The organism is Nonomuraea sp. NPDC049695, from assembly GCF_040674955.1.
GTDB classification, from domain to species: domain Bacteria; phylum Actinomycetota; class Actinomycetes; order Streptosporangiales; family Streptosporangiaceae; genus Nonomuraea; species Nonomuraea helvata.
This window is the reverse complement of the sequence record NZ_JBFANV010000001.1, coordinates 365,173-384,950: the sequence shown is the minus strand read 5'-3', so window position 1 is coordinate 384,950 and position 19,778 is coordinate 365,173. Positions and strand designations below refer to the sequence as shown.

Sequence of the window (19,778 nt, the reverse complement as noted above, 5' to 3'; positions counted from 1 at the left end):
CTGTTGCCTTTCTCTTCGGAGGGCAACCAGTGGATCATCTGAGCGCCGCTGTGTCCCTACGGCAAGCATGAAGATCACGGGTAGGGAGAGCCTCCGCTGTTGAGAAAGGCCATCCATACGTCGCCCCGGCGTCACTCGCCCAGAGAGCTTTGACACCGGTGCCTACACTCCATCCGCAGCGCCCTCGCACGCCTGGTTGCGAGCGGATCTTGCGGATCTCGAACTCTTCCATCGCACTCCCCAGGCTGGGGTGTTGCGACGGCCGCTGGAAGGGAGGCGGTAAAGACCTCTGGGGCAATCTCTTACACAGGTGATCCACTTGCGTGGGTACGAAGGCCGGCGAACGATCAATTCACGCCGTATCGGGGGCCCGTCATGTACAGAAGCGCCATCATGGCCGTGACCGCGACCGCCTTCTTCTTCGGGGCAGCCGGGCCCGCGATCGCCGACGACGACTGGCTCGGGCCGGATCCCGCTCTGTGCGGAGGGGGCGCGGAGGTGATGCGGGGCTTCGACGTGTTCCTCATGCCGGAGGGGGCTTTTCTCGTGCCGCAGAGGGGCGCCACGGACTGCGCGGACACGAACGACCCGCATGACTCTCCATTGATGGGCTGAGCGTCCCTTGAGAGGTCCCAACAGAGGGCTGCCGTGAGCGGGCGACGACGCTGATAGGCGAACGTCCCGTTGATCATCCATGGGAGGGAGAGGGTTCACCAGTGCGGGGGATCCCTGGCCGAGGTGGCTCGGAGACGCTGGGGACATGGTGAGTGAGCGAGCTGAAGTACCTGCCCCGCGTTGGGCCATCCGAGCAGCCTACGCCTCTGCGCTTTCGGCGACGATCGGGTTCATACCGCTGCACGCGGTATGGGCTCTGGGACTCCCCCTCTGGGCTGACGAGGCGAGGTTTCGGGACTGGTACGCGCAAGGCGGCAGTCCCTATCTCTTCGTCCTCTGCGCCATGGCGATGCTGGCGGGAGTCCTGGCGCTGAGCCTGGTGCGACCATGGGGCCTGGTCTTCCCGCGCTGGGTGCCGCTGGTCTCCGGGCAGAGGGTGCCGCACCGGACGCTTGCCACCACGGCGTTCGCGGTGTCGGTCTTCTTGCTGGGGTACACGGCATGGGCCGCATGGCAGTTGGCCGCCGACTTCAGCGACGACGGCATTTTCAGTCCGTGGATCGTCGTCTACGGAATTCCGCAGTTCTTGGTCTGGGGCATCGGTCTGTTTCTCGCTGCCTGGTCCTACCGCGCCCGTGCCGCAGTGAGCGTCAGCGGACGAGGCGTCGCCAGCAGATGATCACAGCAGCGAGGGCCAGAACTTCGGCGGCGTCTTGGCCGGATCGATGAGATTTAGGCGACTGGCCGCAGTCGGATCGATACCACGCAAGGTGATCAGCCGCTGGCCATCGGACTCTTCCAGCAAGGCCAGCGCGCCAGGCAGGCCGGCCGCGACGGTCGCGATAGCGATGCCTATCCCGACCAATCCTGGGTGCTTGTGCGAATATTCGATCCGATGTATTCCGGAGGTGGCGATGGCCGCGACCTCTCGTGGACGCTGCATCTGCCGTCCGTCGTTGGTCAGGATCGCATCGAACCCATCAGCCGCAGCCCGAGGGTAGAGCGTCTCATCGCGGGTTCCAGACCAGCCATCGAGATCGAGCAGGTGCACGATTCCGTGGTTCAGGATGAATGTGGTGAGAACCTGATGGAGCGGCTTGGGGACATTCTCATCCAGCAGAAGCCTCACTCGGCTCCCTCGGGGGGTCATAGCTGTCGACGTAATCAGCGAAGTCCTTCGCGTCCAACGCCGCAGGGGCCGTCACGTTCGGGTAGTACGTGGAGATCTGCTCGGCTGGTACCCCGTCACGCAACAAGGCTGCGACCTCGTCATAGGGCACACGGGTGCCTTCGATCACAGGTATTCCGCCCCTGATAGCAGGATCGACGGTGACGTGATCACGCGGCCGAAGGAGATCGGGAATGTGCCGGCCATCTCGGTAGAACGGGCGTAGGACATCGACCATCTCATGGATGACCGCATGAGCCTTGCGACGCACAAGGTCGGTTGCCTGTCCCGGCTCGACGAGATAGACCGTGGAGCCATCGGCCACCAGGCGGTAAGCCGACAGGTGCTCACGCTCCTGTAGATCGTCACGAAGCGTGTCCAGGGCTCGCCGGATCTTCTGCAGCGAGGTGTCATTGCGCAGCTTCACGCAGGTCCGCAGCGCCACCAGGTCGCGGAAGGAGTAGAGAATGGGACGGATCTCGGAGATCTCAGGGATGAGCACAGCCCCACGGCTGGCGCTGGCCTTACGCCAGTGCGCGAGTTGGCGAAGCGTGGCGCCCGAGAGCGCCGCCGCAAGCTTTGGACTGTAGGACATCGGCTCCGCCCCTCCTCTCCTCGACCGAGAAATCCGCTTCGGAGTCATCATCGCAAAGATCTCCTCGCTGTACAGGCATTGGCCCACAGTCGGTCACGCTCTGATTGCTCATGGCTCCTGAAGTCGGGATCCGCCCAGCTCAAACCGGGAAAGCAGCGGCATCAGCCTCCACCTCGAACAGCGATGGATTCATGACGGCGACTGAGGCGTCTTCCCTGGTGAGCACTTCGGCCCACACCGCCCTGCCGCCAAGTGCGTCGTCGTGCACGCCCCATCGGATCGCGATCTCTCCGACTATCTGTAGACCTCGCCCCGAGCACTCCGTATCACTGGGGTCACGCACCCGAGGAGCGATCAGCGCACCCTGGTCAATCACGTCAATGCGGGCAATGGTGTCACCGATCTGCCGGACTGCCACCGTGACCAACCCGCCCGCCGTTCCAGAGACGGTGTGCAGGACGGCGTTTCCGACGAGTTCGCTGACCGAGCAGCGCGCCGTCGAGGCACCGATGGCCAGCTGCTTTCAGTACGTTCCTTACGCAGTGACGAGCTGCGGACACCGAACGCCGCTGACCCGGGAACACCAACTCGGCCAGGAACTCTTCGTCCATAACACCGCCTCCTTAGTTTCGTCCGGTTGCGCGTTGGCTCGGGCGCATGCACCCTCTGATCACGACCTCGGGCCTACATGTGACCCAGGTCTGTCCGTGCTCAAGGCATCACTCTTTGTAGTCGAAGCTTGACGCGATTCGCTGCAGGCTGCAAGCGAAACTGCAAATTTGCAACCTCATTCTCTCCATCGACTCCTCGTACAGATGCGGAGTACGTGCGGAACACTAGAGAGCCCAATACTGAAGGGGGTTTTCGACGATGGCCGGTGGGCGAGGCCCCACTCTTCGCCGACGCAGACTCGCGGGGGAACTCCGCCTTCTGCGCGAGCGCTCCCGACTCACCGGAGAGCAAGCAGGAGAACGGCTCGGGTGGTCCGTCAGCAAGGTCAGCCGCATCGAGACAGCACAAGTCGGGGTGCGAACCGGTGACCTCACGGCACTCTGCGATCTCTACGGGGTGTCAGGTGCAAAACGTGAGGCCCTCCACGAGCTTGCGCGGACAGCCATGCGGCGGGGTTGGTGGGAAACGTACGAGTCGATCTCAACCGACTACGCGAACTACATCGGCCTCGAATCCGAGGCCGCAGGCATCAGGTGCTTCTCGCAGACCCTCATCCACGGCCTACTGCAAACAGAAGACTACGCGCGTGCCGTCATCCGGGCGGCTCTCATGCCGTTTACGCCCGCTTCTGAGATTGACCGCCGGGTAGAGATCCGCATGACCCGACAGAAGATCCTCTATGCGGACAACCCGCTTAGTATCTGGATGGTCCTGGACGAAGCTGCGCTCAATCGCCTGGTAGGCGGCTCGGAGGTGATGAGGGCTCAGCATGAGTCCTTGATCCGGATGTCAGAGTTGCCTAACGTCACGATCCAGGTCCTCGCCTGCTCGGTCGGCGCCCATCCCGGGGCTAACACCCCGTTCTCGATCCTGTCGTTCCCCGAGGTGTACGACCCTGATGTGGTCTACATCGAGACCATGACGAGTAGTCTGTGGATCGAGGATGACAGGGAGGTTCACTCCTACAGCCTCGCCTTTGACCAAGTGCGTGCGATGGCGCTCAGCCCAGACGACTCAGCGGAGTTGATCTCAGAAGTGGTTGGACGCCTATAGATGGAAGAGGACCAGCAAGCCATGCACACGAGTCCAATCGACCCCTCAATCCTCAACTGGCGTAAGAGCCGGCGCAGTGACGGCGGCAACGGTTGTGTGGAGGTCGCGGTCGCGGACGCCGCGCCGGCCGATGCTCCTCACAAGGCCGGCCGAGGACCCTTTGTGCTCTTTCGCGACAGCGAGAACCCGACAGGACCCGTTCTGGTTTTTACCCGCCCTGAGCTTGAAGCGTTCTTTGGAGGGATCAAGGACGGGGAGTTCGACGATCTGATTTAGCCGCTCTGTCGGTGAATTGAAGCACCAACCCTCTGACGAGCGCCCGGTGCCCGCTTCCATGAGTCCTGCCGGGTAATCAGGACGAGAGGGCAGGTTTCCAGCGAGCGCAGCGAGCGGGTTTGGGGTGGGCTCCAGCAGGCCCACCCGGTAACCAGGCAACGGGTGGGGGCCGGCGAGTGGCGGAGGCCCATGCTTTTCGGGGTCGAAGGGGCGGAGCCCCTGGGAGGTAGGGCCCGAGTGCTCGCATGGCGCGTAGCGCCCCCTAATGCGAGGACCTTGCTGTCCGCCCTCGGGCCCGTACCGGCTAGTGCTGGGAGAGGAGGTGGGCGAGCTCCTGCTCCACCTCCTGGTTGGCCACGAACAGCAGTTCGTCCCCCGCCTCCAGCGGGTCGTCCGCCGTCGGCACCAGGACCCGGCCCTCTCTGAGGATCGCCACCAGGGCGGAGTCCACCGGCCAGGGTACGGAGCCCGCTCGCTGGCCCACGACCGGCGCGTCCTCCGCCAGCGTGAGCTCCACCAGGTTGGCCTGGCCCTGGCGGAAGGTCATCAGGCGGACGAGGTCTCCGACGCTGACCGCCTCCTCCACCAGCGCGCTCAGCAGGCGCGGGGTGGAGACGGCCACGTCCACGCCCCACGACTCGTTGAAGAGCCACTCGTTGTTGGGGTGGTTGATGCGGGCCACCACGCGCGGCACGCCGTACTCGGTCTTGGCCAGCAGGGAGACGACCAGGTTGACCTTGTCGTCGCCGGAGGAGGCGACCACGACGTGGCAGTTGTTGAGGCCGGCCTCGTCGAGGGAGGCGATCTCGCAGGCGTCGGCGAGCAGCCACTCGGCGCGCGGCACGCTGTCGATCTTGATGGCTCGGGGGTCGATGTCGATGAGCAGGACCTCGTGGCCGTTCTCCAGGAGCTCGGCGGCGATGGAGCGGCCGACGGCGCCTGCTCCGGCGATGGCGACGCGCATCACTCCTCCTCTTCCGGTGCCGCGGCGAGCACCTTGTTGACGCGGTCCATGTCGTTCTCCGCGGCGATCACGTGCAGCACGTCGCCCTCCTGCACCACGGTGTCGTCCGTGATGGTCAGGGCCTCGCCCATGCGGTTGATGAAGGCGACGCGCGTCCGTACGCGTGATTCGAGGTCGACGACGCGGGTGCCGATCCAGTCGGAGTGCGCGGTGACCTCGGCCAGGATGACGGTGCCCGTGGGGTCGCGCCAGAGAGGCTCGGCGCCCTCGGGGAGGATGCGCCGCATGATCTGGTCGGCCGTCCAGCGGACGGTCGCCACCGTGGGGATGCCCAGCCGCTGGTAGACCTCGGCCCGGCGAGGGTCGTAGATGCGAGCGACCACGTTGTCCACGCCGAACGTCTCGCGGGCCACGCGGGCGGAGATGATGTTGGAGTTGTCGCCGCTGGAGACCGCGACGTACGCGGCGGCGGACTCGATGCCGGCCTCGGTGAGCACGTCGCGATCGAAGCCGATGCCGGTCACCCGCCGCCCCCGGAATCCGGCGCGCAGCCGCCTGAACGCCTGCGGGTCGCGGTCGATGATGGCGACGGAATGGCCGCTGTCTTCGAGGATGTGGGCGAGAGTCGAGCCGACCCGGCCACATCCCATGATCACTATATGCATTTCCCCCCGCATGTTCGCGGTCGGCCGGTTGCTGGACACCAGTATGGCCCGAGGGGGGAGCGCCTCGTTTAGGACCTCGGCATGGGGCTAGCATCAGGTTACGTGGCGAAGGTAACGGATCTTGTCAAACGCTTGCTCGTGGGACGTGCCCTACGAAGCGGGCAGCTCCACGAGCAGCTCCTCCCTAAACGGATAGCACTACCGGTTTTCGCGAGTGACGCGCTCTCTTCTGTGGCGTATGCGCCTCAGGAGATCCTGGTCATCCTGTCACTGGCCGGCGTCTCCTTCTATACATACAGCCCGTGGGTCGCGATCGCCGTCGTGGTCGTGATGCTCACCGTCGTGGCGTCGTACCGGCAGAACGTGCACGCCTATCCCAGCGGCGGCGGCGACTACGAGGTGGCGACCACCAACCTCGGCAAGAACGCCGGGCTCACCGTCGCCAGCGCGCTCATGGTCGACTACGTGCTGACCGTCGCGGTGTCCGTCGCCAACGGCGTCGACTACGTCGGCGCCACGATCCCGTTCGTGGGCGAGCACAAGCCCGCCATCGCCATCGTCATCGTCATCCTGCTCACCGTGGTCAACCTGCGTGGCATTCGTGAGTCCGGCGTCGCCTTCGCCATCCCGACGTACGCGTTCATGATCGCCGTGCTGGGCCTGATCGCCTGGGGCGGGTTCCGGCTGCTGGTGCTGGGGGAGGAGCTCCACGCGCCGAGCGCCCAGTTCACCATCGAGCCCGAGCAGACCAACCTGGCCACCTTCGCCGCCGCGTTCCTGATCCTGCGCGCGTTCTCCTCCGGCTGCGCCGCCCTGACGGGGGTCGAGGCCATCAGCAACGGCGTACCCGCGTTCAGGAAGCCTAAGAGCAAGAACGCCGCCACCACGCTGCTGATGATGGGCCTGGTCGCGATCACCATGTTCGGCGGCATCATCGCGCTCGGCCTGGCCTCCGGCGTGAAGGTGGCCGAGCCGTCCGTGGTCGCGACCGACCTGCGCGGGCCCGACGGCGTCCCGGTCGGCCCCGGCTACTACCAGCAGCCGATCATCTCCCAGGTGGCCGACGCGGTGTTCGGCGGCGGGTCGCTGCCGTTCGTGGTGATCTCGGCGGTGACGGCGCTGATCCTCTTCCTGGCGGCCAACACCGCGTTCAACGGCTTCCCGGTGCTCGGCTCGATCCTGGCGCAGGACCGTTACCTGCCGCGCCAGCTGCACACCCGCGGCGACCGGCTGGCCTTCTCCAACGGCATCATCATCCTGGCGGCGGGCGCGTGCCTGCTGCTGTGGGGGTTCCAGGCCGACGTCAGCCGCCTGCTGAACCTCTACATCGTCGGCGTCTTCGTCTCGTTCACGCTCAGCCAGACCGGCATGGTCATCCACTGGACCCGCCACCTGAAGACCGAGACCGACCCCAAGGTGCGCCACCAGATGCACCGCTCCCGAGTGATCAACTTCTTCGGCGGCATCATGACGGGGCTCGTGCTGGTGGTCGTGCTGCTGACGAAGTTCCTGGTCGGGGCGTGGATCGTGTGCCTGGCGATGCCGATACTCTTCCTCATGATGAAGGGCATCAGGCGCCACTACGACAACGTGGCCGCCGAGCTCGAGGTCACCGAGGACTACGAGCCGACCATGCTGCCCGCGCGCAACCACGCGATCGTGCTCGTCTCGAAGATCCACAAGCCGACCCTGCGCGCGCTCGCGTACGCCCGTGCCACCAGGCCGTCCACGCTGGAGGCCGTCACGGTGGGCGTCGAGGGCGAGGAGGCGCGCAAGCTGCAGGAGGAGTGGGAGCGGCGGGGCATCCCGGTGCCGCTCAAGATGCTCGACTCCCCGTACCGCGAGATCACCCAGCCCATCCTCGACTACGTCAAGACCCTGCGGCGGGGCTCGCCGCGCGACGTGGTGACCGTGTTCATCCCCGAGTACGTGGTCGGCCGCTGGTGGGAGCACCTGCTGCACAACCAGAGCGCGCTCAGGCTGAAGGCGCGGCTGCTGTTCAAGCCGGGGGTCATGGTGACGAGCGTGCCCTGGCAGCTGCACTCCTCCGACCGGCTCAAGGGCAGGCCCGAGCCGTTCGCCCCCGGGTCCGTGCGCCGGCCCTGGCACCAGGCCGTCAAAGATGAGGAGCGGCTCCGGGCATAGGGTGTCCATGTGGAACAGGAATCTCTCGAGCTGACGGTAGGTCCGGTCGCGCACGGCGGCTGGTGTGTGGCGCGCCACGAAGGGCGCGTGGTGTTCGTCCGGCATGCCTTGCCCGGCGAGCGCGTCATCGCCCGCGTCACCGAGGAGACCGCCCGGTTCCTGCGCGCCGACGCCGTGGAGATCCTGGAGGCCTCGCCCGACCGGGTGGTGCCGCCGTGCCCGTACGCGGGCCCGGGTCGGTGCGGTGGCTGCGACTGGCAGCACGCCACGGTGGAGGCGCAGCGGCGGCTCAAGGCGCAGGTCGTGGCCGAGCAGTTGCAGCGGCTCGCGGGCATCTCGCGCGAGGTCGTGGTGGAGGAGGTGCCGGGCGCCAAGGACGGGCTCGGCTGGCGTACCCGGGTGCAGTTCGCCGCCCGGCCCAGCGGCGAGCTGGGCTTCCGCCGGCACCGGTCACACGAGATCGAGGTCGTGGACGCCTGCCTGATCGCGCATCCCGAGGTGGAGGCGGTCGGGGCCGAGCAGCGCACCTGGCCGGGGGCGGCCGGCGTCGAGGTCATCGCGTCCTCCGCCGGCGACCGGGCCGTGGTGATCGCGCCCAAACCCCGGCGGAGTGTGACGGTGCCCGATCTCGACGCGCCCGCCTCGATCCTGCTCGACGAGGGCAAGGGCCGTACGGTGCCGCGGCGCGGCTCCGGGGTGCTGCGCGAGCAGGTGGGCGACCGGGAGTTCCGGGTGGCGGGGAGCGGCTTCTGGCAGGTGCATCCGGGCGCCGCCGAGACGCTGGTGGACGCGGTGCTGGCGTACGCGGCGCCGGAGCCGGGGGAGTGGGCGCTCGACCTCTACTGCGGGGTGGGGCTCTTCGCGGCCGGGCTGGCCGAGGCCGTGGGGTCGTCCGGCGCGGTGTTCGGCCTGGAGTCGGACGCGGCGGCCGTACGCGACGCCCGGGCCAACCTCAGCGACCTGCCGCAGGCCCGGGTGGAGCGGGGGCGGGTCGAGGAGGCGCTGGACCGCTTCCAGATCGAGCGCGCCGACCTCGTGGTGGTGGACCCGCCCAGGGCCGGGCTGGGGCGCGAGGTGGTGGAGCGGGTCGCCTCGCTGGATGCGCTGCGCATCGTGTACGTGTCGTGCGACCCGGCCACACTGGCGCGCGATCTCGCCTGGCTGGCGGAGCGCGGTTACCAGCTCACTGATTTGCGGGCCTTCGATGCCTTCCCCATGACCCACCACGTGGAGTGCGTGGCGCTGCTGTCCCGAGCCTGACCTCAGTGCCTGTGAACAACCTTCTCTCGTTCCGATGACCCACGGGCCAACCTCAGCCGGCGTGCACCGTCATGACGGCAGGAAGACCGCGATCGCCTCGTCGGCGAGTACGGCGGAGTGCGGGGCGTCCGGATCGGTCTGCGCCAGGTGCAACAGCCCGAGGATGGCCGCGTAGGCGACCCGCGCCCGAGACGCCGCGCGGTCGGGCGGCAGGCCGAGCTCGCGGTAGGTACGAACCAGGAGTTCCAGCCGGGCCCGATTCACCCGGCGAACCGCATCCCTGACCCGGGGGTCGTTGCGGTCCCCGAGCAGGCTCAGGTGCACCGATGGCGCCAACGGCTGGACGGCCTGCACGACAGCGGTGAGCAGCTCGCGCAACCGCCGTGCTGGGTCGGCGATCGCGGCGAATTCGGCGAGTCCTCCCTCGCCGTGATTTCGCACCCAGTCCGCGAGTGCCGCCGCGATCAGCTCGTCCCGGTTCCGGTAGTGCGCGTAGAAACTGCCCTTGGTCACGCCGAGCGTCCGCGCCAGCGGTTCGACCGCGACCGCGGCCAGCCCGCCGTCCGCGATCGCCTTAAGTGCGGCCTGCGCCCAGTCCTGGGCGGACAGCCGGGTCGACTCCTTCACCACGCGCAACAGGATACGCCGAGGTATTGCCGGGTTCGCAGGCTCAGGATACGGTGGCGTATGAATACGCCACCGTATCCATACGCCACAGTATTAAAGGTGGAGTGCAATGAAGATTCGCCGAGTGGTCACCGGGCACGACACCGAGGGTAAGGCCCGCGTGGTCGACGACCGTGACATCGAGCCCATCACTTCCGAGCTGATGCCCGGCTATGCGGCCTACCGGCTGTGGGGCCGGGACGAGCGACCCACGTTCCCAGACGATGGCTCGCCGCGGCGCGCCGAGGCGTGGTACCCGCCCCGAGATGGATCGCGCTTCATGATCAACACGATCCCGCCGGGCGAGCTGGTCTTACCTCCGGATCTCGATATGGCCGCGGCCTTGGATGAGCTGGAGCGGCAGATGCCGGGCGCGATGGCCGCAATGGAGCCCGACGCTCCGGGGATGCACACCACCGACAGCATCGACTACGTCCTGGTCGTCTCAGGCGAGGTCACGCTGGAGCTCGACGACGGCGAGCAGACGGTGTTGCGGGCAGGCGACGTGGTCATCCAGAACGGCACCCGACACGCCTGGCACAACCATGGCACCGAGTTCTGCACGATCGTCGGCGTCGCCATCGGCGCAGACCGCACCCGGCTCACATAGTCCAGATGGACGATCCAAACCCCTGGTACCTGTGAACAAGCCCTCCGGGGTGGTGGTGACGACACGCCAAGAGGATGAAGTGGGCGAAATCCTGGCGAAGCGCCCAATCTCCATGGCAAAGGGCTTGTTCACAGCCACTCAGAGCCAGCCCATGCGCTGGGCGGTCCGGATGGCCTCCAGGCGGTTCTGCGCGTTGAGCTTGGTCATCGCGCTCGACAGGTAGTTGCGTACGGTGCCCTCGGTCAGATGCAGCTCGGCCGCGATCCGCGAGATCGTGGCCCCGTCGCCGGCCAGCCGGAGCGCGTCGCGCTCGCGCTCGGTGAGCGGGCTGTCCCCGGCGGCCATCGCCGCCGCGGCCAGCTCGGCGTCGAGGTAGCGGCCCCCGGCCTGGACCTTGCGGATCGCCATGGCCAGCTCCTCCGCCGAGGCGTCCTTGCCGAGGAAGCCGCTCACGCCCGCCGCCATGGCCCTGCGCAGGTAGCCGGGGCGGCCCAGGCTCGTCAGGATGATGATCTTGCACTGGGAGCTGATCCGCTCGGCCGCGCTGAGGCCGTCCATGCCGGGCATCTCGATGTCGAGCACGGCCACGTCGGGCCGGTGCTCGGTCACGGCGGCCGCCACCTCGTCGCCCCTGCCCACCTGGGCGACGACCTCGATGCCCTCCTCGAGGTCGAGCAGGGCCGCGATGGCGCCTCTGATCAGGTGCTCGTCGTCCGCCAGCAGCACCCTGGTCGTCATGCCGGCACCTCCGCCGGCGGCACCCTGGTCATCATGCCGGCACCGCCGCCCGCAGCAGGTAGCGGCCCTCGGGCGTCGGCGCGGCCTCCAGGGTGCCGCCCGCCGCGCGCACGCGCTGGGCCAGGCCCGCCAGGCCGTTGGGCGCGTGCTCGCCCACCGGTCCGCTCAGCCCGTCGTTGGACATCTCCAGCACTCCGTCCTCGATCGTGATCGTGCAGCGTTCGGCCTTGCTGTGCTTGAGCACGTTCGTCGCGCCCTCGCGCACGACCGTGGCCAGCAGCGTGCGGGCCTCCGGCGACAGGGAGCCGGTCTCCGCCTGCACGGTACACCGTACGTCCGCCGCCTCCAGCACCGCGCGCACGCTGGCCAGCAGCTCGTCCAGATCGACGGCCCGGTAGCTCTGCACGACCGAGCGCACCTCGCGCAGCGACTGCCTGGCCAGGTCGCGTACCGCGAACATCTCGTCGGCGGCCGCGCGGGCGTCGGCGGGCAGCACGTGTGAGGCGTTCTCCGTGCGGGTCGCGATGTCGCGGAGGCTCTGCCCGAGCAGCGAGTTGAGGTCGTGGGCGAAGCGCAGCCGCTCCTCCGACACCGCCAGCCTGGAGCGCGCCTCCTGCCCTTCGTGGGCCTCCTTGGCCACCCGCCACAGCCACAGGTTGGCCAGCATGCCGCCCACGCTGATGACGGTCAGCAGCGTCTGCACCAGGAGCAGCCCGAGCACGTCCGCGCCCTGCAGCCCCATGTAGAGGTTGAAGGCCGCGACGCTCAGCACCGACACGACGACGATGGTGCGCCTGCGGACGAACGGCGCCAGCGCCGCCAGCCACGCCGGGATGGCCCACATGAGCCCGATGGCGGCGAGGACCAGACCGATGATCCCGGTCACCACCAGGATCGCCGTCGGACGCGAGCCGCCCCTGATGGCGATCCTGTGCGGCCGGGTCGCCAGCACGTTGAAGGCCAGCAGCAGGACGGCGGCGGTCACGACGACCGGCAGGGGCACCCCCAGCTGCCGGCGGACGTACAGGTCGTAGTAGCCGATGAGGGCGGTCAGCATGATGCCGTCGGTGGAGTAGACGATCAGCCAGCGGAGCTTGTCGAGCTTCGTCGCGCGCCGCATCACGCCGGCACCTCCGCGCGCAGCAGGAACTCCCCGCCAGGGGTGGGCTCCGCGGAGAAGGAGCCGCCCGCCGTGGCCAGCCGCTCCGACAGGCCGCGCAGGCCGCTGCCGGGGACGGGTGGCTGCTCGGGCACCCCGTCGTTGAGCATCTCGAGCACGCCGCCGTCGATGGTGATCGCGCAGCGGGTGGCGGTGCTGTGCTTCAGCACGTTGGTGGTCCCTTCGCGGACCGCCCATGCCAGCAGCGTCCTGGCGGACGGCGACAGGTTGTCCGCCCTGGCGTCGATGAGGCAGCGAGCGCCCGCCGCCTCGAGCGCGGCCCGCGCGCCGGTCAGCTCCTCGTCCAGGTCGAGCGTCCGGTATCCGTGCACCGCCTGCTGCACCTCGGCCAGCGAGTCGCCGGTCAGCCGGCGCACCTGGGCCATCTCGTCGGCCGCCCGCTCGGCGTCCTTGGTCGCCAGCTTGGCGGCCAGCTCGCTCTTCAGCGTGATGACCGCCAGGCTGTGCCCGAGCAGGTCGTGCAGGTCGCGGGCGAAGCGCAGCCGCTCTTCCGACACCGCCAGCCGGGCCTTGGCCTCCTTGCTGTCGTGAGCGTCCCTGATCGTCCACCAGAGCCAGCGCCAGAGCAGCATGGCGGCGGTGAGCACGATGGCGCTGATCGTCTCGGGGATCAGCACATCCGGCCAGGTACGGTCGCTGATCGCCACGGTGTAACCGCTGACCAGGCCGACCACGCCGACGCCCAGGCAGACGGTCACGGCCAGCGGGACGTACAGCGCTGCGGCCGACAGCCACAGCACCCCCACCTCCAGCCAGGTGGGTGTTTCCTCCAGCGGCTGGTGCGGCACCAACACGACCGCCCCCACCGCGAACAGCGTCGCGATCAGCAGCTTGGGCGTGGGACGGTCCGGCCTGGCGTCATAGGCGTCCCTGAGCAGGAAGGGGAAGAGCCCGAAGAACCCGAGCAGGCAGACGATCGTGATGGTCGCGGTGAGGGGGGAGATCCGGCCGGCTGTGGTGTGCACCAGGGTGAGGGCCAGCATCATCAGCCCTAACAGGCCGATCGCGGCGTCCATCCAGTAGAGCAGGAGCTTCCGCGCCGTCTCCGGACGCGCCGCCATCACGTCTCCCCCTGCTGCCGGAACCTCATCCGTCCCGGAAATCCTATCTTCAGGGAGGGGTGCGCCAAAGAATCCGTGACACGTCGGGTTTCGGAGCGACTCCGCGCAGCGACAGCCAGGCCAGCCCGTGGCGGGCGGCGTACGCGGTCAGCGTGCGGGCGTCGACCTCGTTCAGGTCGCCCGACCCCGTCAGCACGGGGGTCAGCGCGATGCGCCCCCACGCCTCCTCCGGGTCGGCCAGGCCCAGGGCACGCGCGATCTGGTCCCTCGCGGCCAGCACGGACTCCGCCATCCGCTGCAGGCGGCCGTCGGCGGAGCCGCGCGGCTCGATCTCGGCCAGCAGGTTGACGGTGCCGATCTCGGCGCCCGCCTGGCGGGTGGCGCGCAGCATCGCCACGTCGTCCGCGTCCAGCCCGTCCTGTCCCAACGGCAGGGTGAAGCTGACCCGGAGCGGCCGTTCGCGCTGCATGGCGTAGATGGCCCGCGCCCGGCGCAGCACGGCGGCCCGGTCGTCGCTGTCGCGGACCTCGAAGTCGACGGTGGCCGCGTCGAACGCACCGACCACCCTGCGGTAGGCGGAGGCCAGCCCGCCGGGCCTGGTGCAGGTGTCGGCCAGCTCCCGCCCGTCCGGGCCGCCGAACACGGGCGCGGCGTCGCCACCCAGGGCCCTGAGCCGGCCGATCCGGTTGGCCACGGGGTTCTTGCCGGGGTCGAGCGGGTCGGAGTCGGACGGGCCGTGCCACTTGGGCACGCAGCCGTCGTCACCCGCCACGAGGTGGCCGAGCGCGTAGTGGCGCACGCCGGTGCGCCGGGACTCCTTGGGCAGGTCGAAGCCGGGTTCGCGGGCGGTGTCGACGAATTCGACGAAGCCGGCGGGCGGCTCGTCGGCCGCCGGTGGCGAGACGGCAGGGGAGTGCCTCACCACCGGCGGCGGCTTCGGTGCGGGACTGGCGTCCGCCGGGAGCATGCGCCATGCCATGGCGGTGACCCCGGTGAGCGCGAGCGCGCCGAGGATCGAGAGCGGGCGCGGGAGCATGCCTGGCTCCCTCTTGTGCCGTGGCATAGGCAACCCCGTGTGGTCAGTCGGCTACGTACCGGCGCTGCCGCGAACGCTAGCAAGCCCGCGGGGCTCCGGGCGGGGCTTTTCCGGCACGCGTCCGTTGTGTACGCATAATGGCGTCATGAAGCTGCGGATCTTCACTGAGCCCCAGCAGGGCGCGACATATGACGACCTGCTCACCGTCGCCCAGGCCACCGAACGGCTGGGTTTCGACGCTTTCTTCCGTTCCGACCACTACATGCGCATCGGCCCCGGCGACCCGGGGGTCGGCTCCACCGACGCGTGGATCACCCTTGCCGGCCTGGCCAGGGAGACCTCGAGGATCCGCCTCGGCACTCTGGTGACGCCGGCCACGTTCCGGATGCCCGGGCCGCTGGCGATCAGCGTCGCGCAGGTCGACCAGATGAGCGGCGGCCGGGTCGAGCTGGGCTTCGGCACCGGCTGGTTCGACGGTGAGCACGCGGCGTACGGCATCCCGTTCCCGCCGCAGAACGAGCGGTTCGGGCGGTTCGAGGAGCAGCTCGAGATCATCACGGGCCTGTGGACCGCGGAGAAGGGCTACTCCTTCGAGGGCAGCTACTACCGGGTCGCCGACTCGCCCGCGCTGCCCAAGCCGGTGCAGAGCCCCAGGCCGCCGATCATCATCGGCGGTTTCGGCGCCAAGCGCACGCCGCGGCTGGCGGCGACGTACGCGGACGAGTACAACCTGCCGTTCCGCACGCTGTCCGACACGGCCGAGGGCTTCGGCCGAGTGCGCGAGGCCAGCGAGGCGGCCGGGCGCAGCCTGGTCTACTCGGTGGCGCAGACCACCATCGTGGGCCGCGACCGGGCCGAGATCGAGCGGCGCGCCGCCGCCGTCGGCGAGAACCCCGACACGCTGCGGGAGAACGGCCTGGCCGGCACACCGGCCGAGGTGCTGGAGAAGATCGGGAAGTTCGCGGAGCTGGGTGCCGAGCACGTCTACCTGCAGATCCTGGATCTGCAGGATCTGGAGCACCTGGAGCTGATCGCCGCCGAGGTGCTCCCGCACGTCCGGTAATCGAATGGCGGCGCTTCGCGGGGGTACGGCAGACTTGGGGCGTGTTGCTGATGATCACGACCACCGCGAGGCCCGCCACGGACCTGGGTTTCCTCCTGCACAAGCATCCCGAGCGGGTGCAGGAGTTCAGCCAGTCGTTCGGCACGGCCACGGTGTTCTACCCCGAGGCGGGCGACGAGCGCTGCACGGCGGCGCTCCTGCTCGAGGTGGACCCGATCGCGCTGGTCAGGTCGCGCGGCAAGAGCTCGCCCGACTTCAGCCTGTCGCAGTACGTCAACGACCGCCCGTACGCGGCCTCCTCGCTGCTGGCCGTGGCGCTGGCCGACGTGTTCCGCACCGCGCGGGCCGGCCGGTGCAAGGCCAGGCCGGAGCTGCCCGGCGCGCCGCTGCCGCTTGAGCTGCGGCTGCCCGCGCTGCCCTGCAGGGGCGGGCCGGAGCTGGCGGCGCGGCTGTTCGAGCCGCTCGGGTGGGAGGTGGACGCGCAGGCGCTCCCGCTCGACGAGGGCTTCCCCGAGTGGGGCCAGTCGCGCTACGTCCGGCTCACCCTGCGCGGCACGGCGCGCCTCGCCGACGCGCTCAACCACCTGTACGTGCTGCTGCCCGTCCTCGACGACGGCAAGCACTACTGGATCGCGCCCGACGAGGTCGACAAGCTGATCAGGGCCGGTGAGGGATGGCTGCACGGTCACCCCGAGCGCGGCCTGATCAGCCGGCGCTACCTCGGGCGGCGCTGGGCGCTGGCCCGCACCGCGCTGGCGCGGCTGGCCGAGCTGGGCGACGAGACCGAGGAGGAGCTGGAGCCCGCGGTCGAGGAGGACGCGCCCGCCGGGGAGAGCGCCGCCGACGAGGCGGCCGCCGCGGAGGCCGAGGCCCAGGCCGACGCGCCTTCGGAAGAGGTCTCCTCCGAAGAAAAGGCACCCAAGAAGACGCCGCTGAACGTCACACGCCGCGAGGCCGTGCTCGCCAAGCTGGAGGAGCTGGGCGCGGTCAGCGTGATCGATCTCGGCTGCGGCCAGGGGGAGCTGGTGGGCGCGTTGCTGGCCAGGCCCAGGTTCGCCCGGGTGGGCGGCATGGACGTGTCGTCGATGGCCCTCACCATCGCCGCCCGCAAGCTGCGCCTCGAGCGCATGCCCGACAGCAAGCGCGCCAGGCTCACCCTGTTCCAGGGCGCGCTCACGTACACCGACAAGCGCCTGTCCGGCTACGACGCCGCGGTGCTCATGGAGGTGATCGAGCACGTCGACCCGCCCCGCCTGGCCGCGCTGGAGAACGTCGTGTTCGGCCACGCCCGGCCCCACCACGTGCTCGTCACCACCCCCAACATCGAGCACAACGTCCGCTACGAGTTCCTGACCGGCCTGCGCCACCCCGACCACCGCTTCGAGTGGACCCGCGCCGAGTTCGCCGCCTGGGCCGCCCGCGTGGCCGGCGAGTACGGCTACCACGTCGCGTTCGAGCCGGTCGGCGAGGACGACCCCGAGGTCGGCCCGCCCACCCAGATGGGAGTGTTCACCCGTGATCAGCGTTCCTGAGCTGTCCCTGGTGGTGCTGGTCGGCGTCTCCGGCAGCGGCAAGTCGACGTTCGCCGGGAAGCACTTCAAGCCCACCCAGGTCATCTCCTCCGACTTCTGCCGCGGCCTGGTCGCCGACGACGAGAACGACCAGGCGGCCACCCCCGCCGCCTTCGACCTGCTGCACCACATCGTCGGCGTGCGGCTGGCCAGGGGCCTGTTCACCGTGGTCGACGCCACCAACGTCCAGTACGCCGCCCGCAAGAGCCTGATCGAGCTGGCCAAGCGGCACGACGTGCTGTGCGACGCGATCGTGTTCGACGTGCCGGAGGAGGTCGCCATCGAGCGCAACGCCGCCCGCCCCGACCGCGACTTCGGCCCCGGCGTGGTGATCCGCCAGCGCAAGGACCTGCGGCGCTCGCTGAGCAGGATCTCGAACGACGGCTTCAGGCGGGTGCACGTGCTGCGCGGCCTGGACGAGATCGACAACGCGGCGATCACGTACGAGAAGGCGTGGTCCGACAGGACCGAGCTGACCGGCCCCTTCGACATCATCGGCGACATCCACGGCTGCCGCTCCGAGCTGGAGACGCTCCTGCGCAAGCTCGGCTGGGAGGGGCTCACGCACCCGGAGGGCCGCACCGCCGTGTTCGTCGGGGACCTGGTGGACCGCGGGCCCGACACTCCGGGCGTGCTGCGCCTGGTGATGGACATGGTGGAGGCGGGCACCGCGATCTGCGTGGCCGGCAACCACGAGCAGAAGCTGGTGCGCGCGCTCAACGGCCGTAAGGTCAAGGTCGCGCACGGCCTGCAGGAGTCGCTCGACCAGCTCGCCGAGCAGCCGCCCGAGTTCGTGGAGCGGGCCAGGACGTTCATGGACGGCCTGCTCAGCCACTACCGGCTCGACGGCGGCAGCCTGGTCGTCGCGCACGCGGGACTCAAGGAGGCCTACCACGGCCGCGCCTCCGGCCGGGTACGCTCCTTCGCCCTGTACGGCGACACGACCGGCGAGACCGACGAGTACGGCCTGCCGGTCCGCTACCCGTGGGCCGAGGAGTACCGCGGCAGGGCCATGGTCGTCTACGGCCACACCCCCACGCTCCACCCCGAATGGGTCAACAACACGATCTGCCTCGACACCGGCTGCGTCTTCGGCGGCCACCTGACCGCGCTGCGCTACCCCGAGCGCCAGATCGTCCAGGTCCCCGCGGAGAAGGTCTGGTACGAGCCGCTCAAGCCCCTCGGCGGCCCCGCCCGCGATCCCGGCATGCTGGACATCAACGACGTAACCGGCACCCGTTACGTCGAGACCGGGTTCGGCCCCCGGGTCAAGATCCTGGAGGAGAACGCGGCCGCCGCTCTGGAGGTCATGAGCCGGTTCGCGGTGGACCCGCGCTGGCTGGTCTACCTGCCGCCCACCATGGCGCCGCCGGAGACGTCCAAGCTGGACGGCTACCTGGAGCACCCGCACGAGGCGTTCGAGGAGTTCGCCGCCGCCGGGGTGCGCTCGGTCGTGTGCGAGGAGAAGCACATGGGCTCCCGGGCCGTCGCCGTGCTGGCCAGGACGCCGGAAGTGGCGGCGGCCAGGTTCGGCGTGACGGACGGCAGCGCGGGCGCCGTCTACACGCGCACCGGACGGCCGTTCTTCCACGACATGGCGCCGCTGGTCACGCGGCTGCGCGAGGCGTGCGAGCCGCTCTGGGGCGCGCTCGGCTCGGACTGGGTGGTGCTCGACTGCGAGCTGCTGCCCTGGTCGGCGAAGGCCGGGGAGCTGATCAGGTCGCAGTACGCCTCCGTCGGGGCGGCCGCCCGCGCCGCGCTGCCCGAGGCGGTCTCGGCCCTGGAAGCGGCGGCCGGGCGCGGGCTGGATGTGGGCGGACTGCTGGACCGCACCCGCCGCCGCTCCCACAACGCTGCCCTTTTCCGCGACGCCTACGCACGGTACTGCTGGCCGGTCGACGGCCTGGAGGGCATCCGGGTGGCGCCGTTCCAGATCCTGGCCTGCGAGGGACGGGCCACGGCGCTGGACCCGCACGACTGGCACCTGTCCACGCTGGCGCTGCTCGACTCGCCGCTGATCGCCCCTACCCGGCACGTCTTCGTCTCGCTCGACTCGCCGGAGTCCCGGGCCGAGGCGACCGCGTGGTGGGAGTCGCTGACGGCGGCGGGCGGCGAGGGCATGGTGGTCAAGCCCTTCTCTTACGCGGGCGGCCGGGTGCAGCCGGGGGTGAAGGTGCGCGGGCGCGAGTACCTGCGCATCATCTACGGCCCCGACTACACCGAGTCGCTCGACGTGCTGCGCAGGCGCTTCCTGGGCAAGAAGCGCTCGATGGCGCTGCGCGAGTACACGCTAGGGCTGGAGGCGCTGTCGCGGCTGGCCGAGGGGGAGGCGGGCTGGCGGGTGCACGAGCCGGTCTTCGCCGTGCTGGCCCTGGAGTCGGAGCCGGTCGACCCGCGGCTTTAAGGGCCTGGCCTGCGGGTATGGCCCCCGACACCCCGG

Annotated in this window: 20 protein-coding genes; 10 read left to right on the top strand and 10 right to left on the bottom strand. The window is 69.4% G+C overall.

All coding sequences use genetic code 11. The features are described from left to right. Positions 1-393 precede the first annotated feature (393 nt). Both AB0J64_RS01745 and AB0J64_RS01740 read left to right on the top strand, forming a co-directional pair. Positions 394-615: a hypothetical protein gene (locus AB0J64_RS01745; protein ID WP_364018935.1), complete on the top strand. Its 222-nt coding sequence runs from the start codon at positions 394-396 to the stop codon at positions 613-615. Between the two features lie 343 nt (positions 616-958). After that, positions 959-1,294, top strand: a complete 336-nt coding sequence (locus tag AB0J64_RS01740; RefSeq protein ID WP_364018932.1) for a hypothetical protein — start codon at positions 959-961, stop codon at positions 1,292-1,294. Here the strand turns inward: AB0J64_RS01740 and AB0J64_RS01735 are convergent, their stop codons facing one another. From AB0J64_RS01735 to AB0J64_RS01725, 3 genes are all read right to left on the bottom strand, one after another. Further along, a complete protein-coding gene (locus AB0J64_RS01735; RefSeq protein ID WP_364018929.1) occupies positions 1,295-1,744 on the bottom strand; it encodes a hypothetical protein in 450 nt (149 codons plus the stop codon). After that, positions 1,725-2,378 (bottom strand): DUF433 domain-containing protein, encoded by a 654-nt coding sequence (locus tag AB0J64_RS01730; RefSeq protein WP_364018926.1) that lies wholly within the window; start codon positions 2,376-2,378, stop codon positions 1,725-1,727. The genes AB0J64_RS01735 and AB0J64_RS01730 overlap by 20 nt, the downstream gene beginning before the upstream one ends. Before the next feature lie 139 nt (positions 2,379-2,517). Then, positions 2,518-2,796 (bottom strand): hypothetical protein, encoded by a 279-nt coding sequence (locus tag AB0J64_RS01725; RefSeq protein WP_364018923.1) that lies wholly within the window; start codon positions 2,794-2,796, stop codon positions 2,518-2,520. Between the two features lie 452 nt (positions 2,797-3,248). Between AB0J64_RS01725 and AB0J64_RS01720 the strand changes: the two genes are divergently transcribed. Together AB0J64_RS01720 and AB0J64_RS01715 are read left to right on the top strand one after the other, a co-directional pair. Further along, complete coding sequence (locus AB0J64_RS01720; RefSeq protein WP_364018920.1) at positions 3,249-4,103, top strand: helix-turn-helix transcriptional regulator; 855 nt, start codon at positions 3,249-3,251, stop codon at positions 4,101-4,103. Continuing rightward, positions 4,104-4,379 (top strand): DUF397 domain-containing protein, encoded by a 276-nt coding sequence (locus AB0J64_RS01715; protein WP_364018917.1) that lies wholly within the window; start codon positions 4,104-4,106, stop codon positions 4,377-4,379. It abuts the gene before it with no gap. Between the two features lie 304 nt (positions 4,380-4,683). Here AB0J64_RS01715 and AB0J64_RS01710 read toward each other — a convergent pair whose 3' ends face one another. Then, positions 4,684-5,343, bottom strand: coding sequence for a TrkA family potassium uptake protein (locus AB0J64_RS01710; RefSeq protein WP_364018914.1), 660 nt, complete (start codon positions 5,341-5,343; stop codon positions 4,684-4,686). Then, positions 5,343-6,008: a TrkA family potassium uptake protein gene (locus tag AB0J64_RS01705; RefSeq protein WP_364018911.1), complete on the bottom strand. Its 666-nt coding sequence runs from the start codon at positions 6,006-6,008 to the stop codon at positions 5,343-5,345. The genes AB0J64_RS01710 and AB0J64_RS01705 overlap by 1 nt, the downstream gene beginning before the upstream one ends. Before the next feature lie 102 nt (positions 6,009-6,110). On the opposite strand from AB0J64_RS01705, the gene AB0J64_RS01700 reads away from it, so the two are divergent. Both AB0J64_RS01700 and AB0J64_RS01695 read left to right on the top strand, forming a co-directional pair. After that, complete coding sequence (locus AB0J64_RS01700) at positions 6,111-8,153, top strand: APC family permease (RefSeq protein ID WP_364018908.1); 2,043 nt, start codon at positions 6,111-6,113, stop codon at positions 8,151-8,153. 9 nt (positions 8,154-8,162) lie between these two features. Further along, a complete protein-coding gene (locus tag AB0J64_RS01695) occupies positions 8,163-9,413 on the top strand; it encodes a class I SAM-dependent RNA methyltransferase (RefSeq protein WP_364018905.1) in 1,251 nt (416 codons plus the stop codon). A gap of 69 nt (positions 9,414-9,482) precedes the next feature. Here the strand turns inward: AB0J64_RS01695 and AB0J64_RS01690 are convergent, their stop codons facing one another. Beyond that, entirely contained in the window at positions 9,483-10,043 is a 561-nt protein-coding gene (locus AB0J64_RS01690; protein ID WP_364018903.1) for a TetR/AcrR family transcriptional regulator, read from the bottom strand. 106 nt (positions 10,044-10,149) lie between these two features. Between AB0J64_RS01690 and AB0J64_RS01685 the strand changes: the two genes are divergently transcribed. Beyond that, positions 10,150-10,689, top strand: coding sequence for a cupin domain-containing protein (locus AB0J64_RS01685; RefSeq protein WP_364018900.1), 540 nt, complete (start codon positions 10,150-10,152; stop codon positions 10,687-10,689). Between the two features lie 138 nt (positions 10,690-10,827). Here AB0J64_RS01685 and AB0J64_RS01680 read toward each other — a convergent pair whose 3' ends face one another. From AB0J64_RS01680 to AB0J64_RS01665, 4 genes are read right to left on the bottom strand one after another with little or no spacing between them, the layout of a single operon-like run. Beyond that, complete coding sequence (locus AB0J64_RS01680; protein WP_345002430.1) at positions 10,828-11,427, bottom strand: response regulator transcription factor; 600 nt, start codon at positions 11,425-11,427, stop codon at positions 10,828-10,830. Between the two features lie 31 nt (positions 11,428-11,458). Next, on the bottom strand, positions 11,459-12,547 hold the full coding sequence (locus AB0J64_RS01675; protein WP_364018896.1) for a histidine kinase: 1,089 nt from the start codon (positions 12,545-12,547) through the stop codon (positions 11,459-11,461). Next, positions 12,547-13,668 carry a histidine kinase gene (locus AB0J64_RS01670; RefSeq protein WP_364018893.1) on the bottom strand — a complete coding sequence of 374 codons (1,122 nt, stop codon included), beginning with the start codon at positions 13,666-13,668 and terminating at the stop codon, positions 12,547-12,549. The genes AB0J64_RS01675 and AB0J64_RS01670 overlap by 1 nt, the downstream gene beginning before the upstream one ends. A gap of 49 nt (positions 13,669-13,717) precedes the next feature. Further along, entirely contained in the window at positions 13,718-14,704 is a 987-nt protein-coding gene (locus AB0J64_RS01665; RefSeq protein WP_364018890.1) for a hypothetical protein, read from the bottom strand. A 145-nt stretch (positions 14,705-14,849) separates the two neighbouring features. Between AB0J64_RS01665 and AB0J64_RS01660 the strand changes: the two genes are divergently transcribed. Genes AB0J64_RS01660 through AB0J64_RS01650 form a run of 3 tightly spaced genes read left to right on the top strand, consistent with a single transcriptional unit; the run spans position 14,850 to position 19,742 of the window. Further along, positions 14,850-15,767 carry an LLM class F420-dependent oxidoreductase gene (locus AB0J64_RS01660; protein WP_364018887.1) on the top strand — a complete coding sequence of 306 codons (918 nt, stop codon included), beginning with the start codon at positions 14,850-14,852 and terminating at the stop codon, positions 15,765-15,767. A gap of 50 nt (positions 15,768-15,817) precedes the next feature. Further along, a complete protein-coding gene (locus tag AB0J64_RS01655; protein ID WP_364019214.1) occupies positions 15,818-17,299 on the top strand; it encodes a 3' terminal RNA ribose 2'-O-methyltransferase Hen1 in 1,482 nt (493 codons plus the stop codon). After that, the gene (locus tag AB0J64_RS01650; protein ID WP_364018884.1) at positions 17,283-19,742 is read left to right on the top strand and encodes a polynucleotide kinase-phosphatase; all 2,460 of its coding nucleotides are present in this window, start codon (positions 17,283-17,285) and stop codon (positions 19,740-19,742) included. Before AB0J64_RS01655 ends, AB0J64_RS01650 begins: the two co-directional genes overlap by 17 nt. The last annotated feature ends 36 nt before the right edge of the window (positions 19,743-19,778 follow it).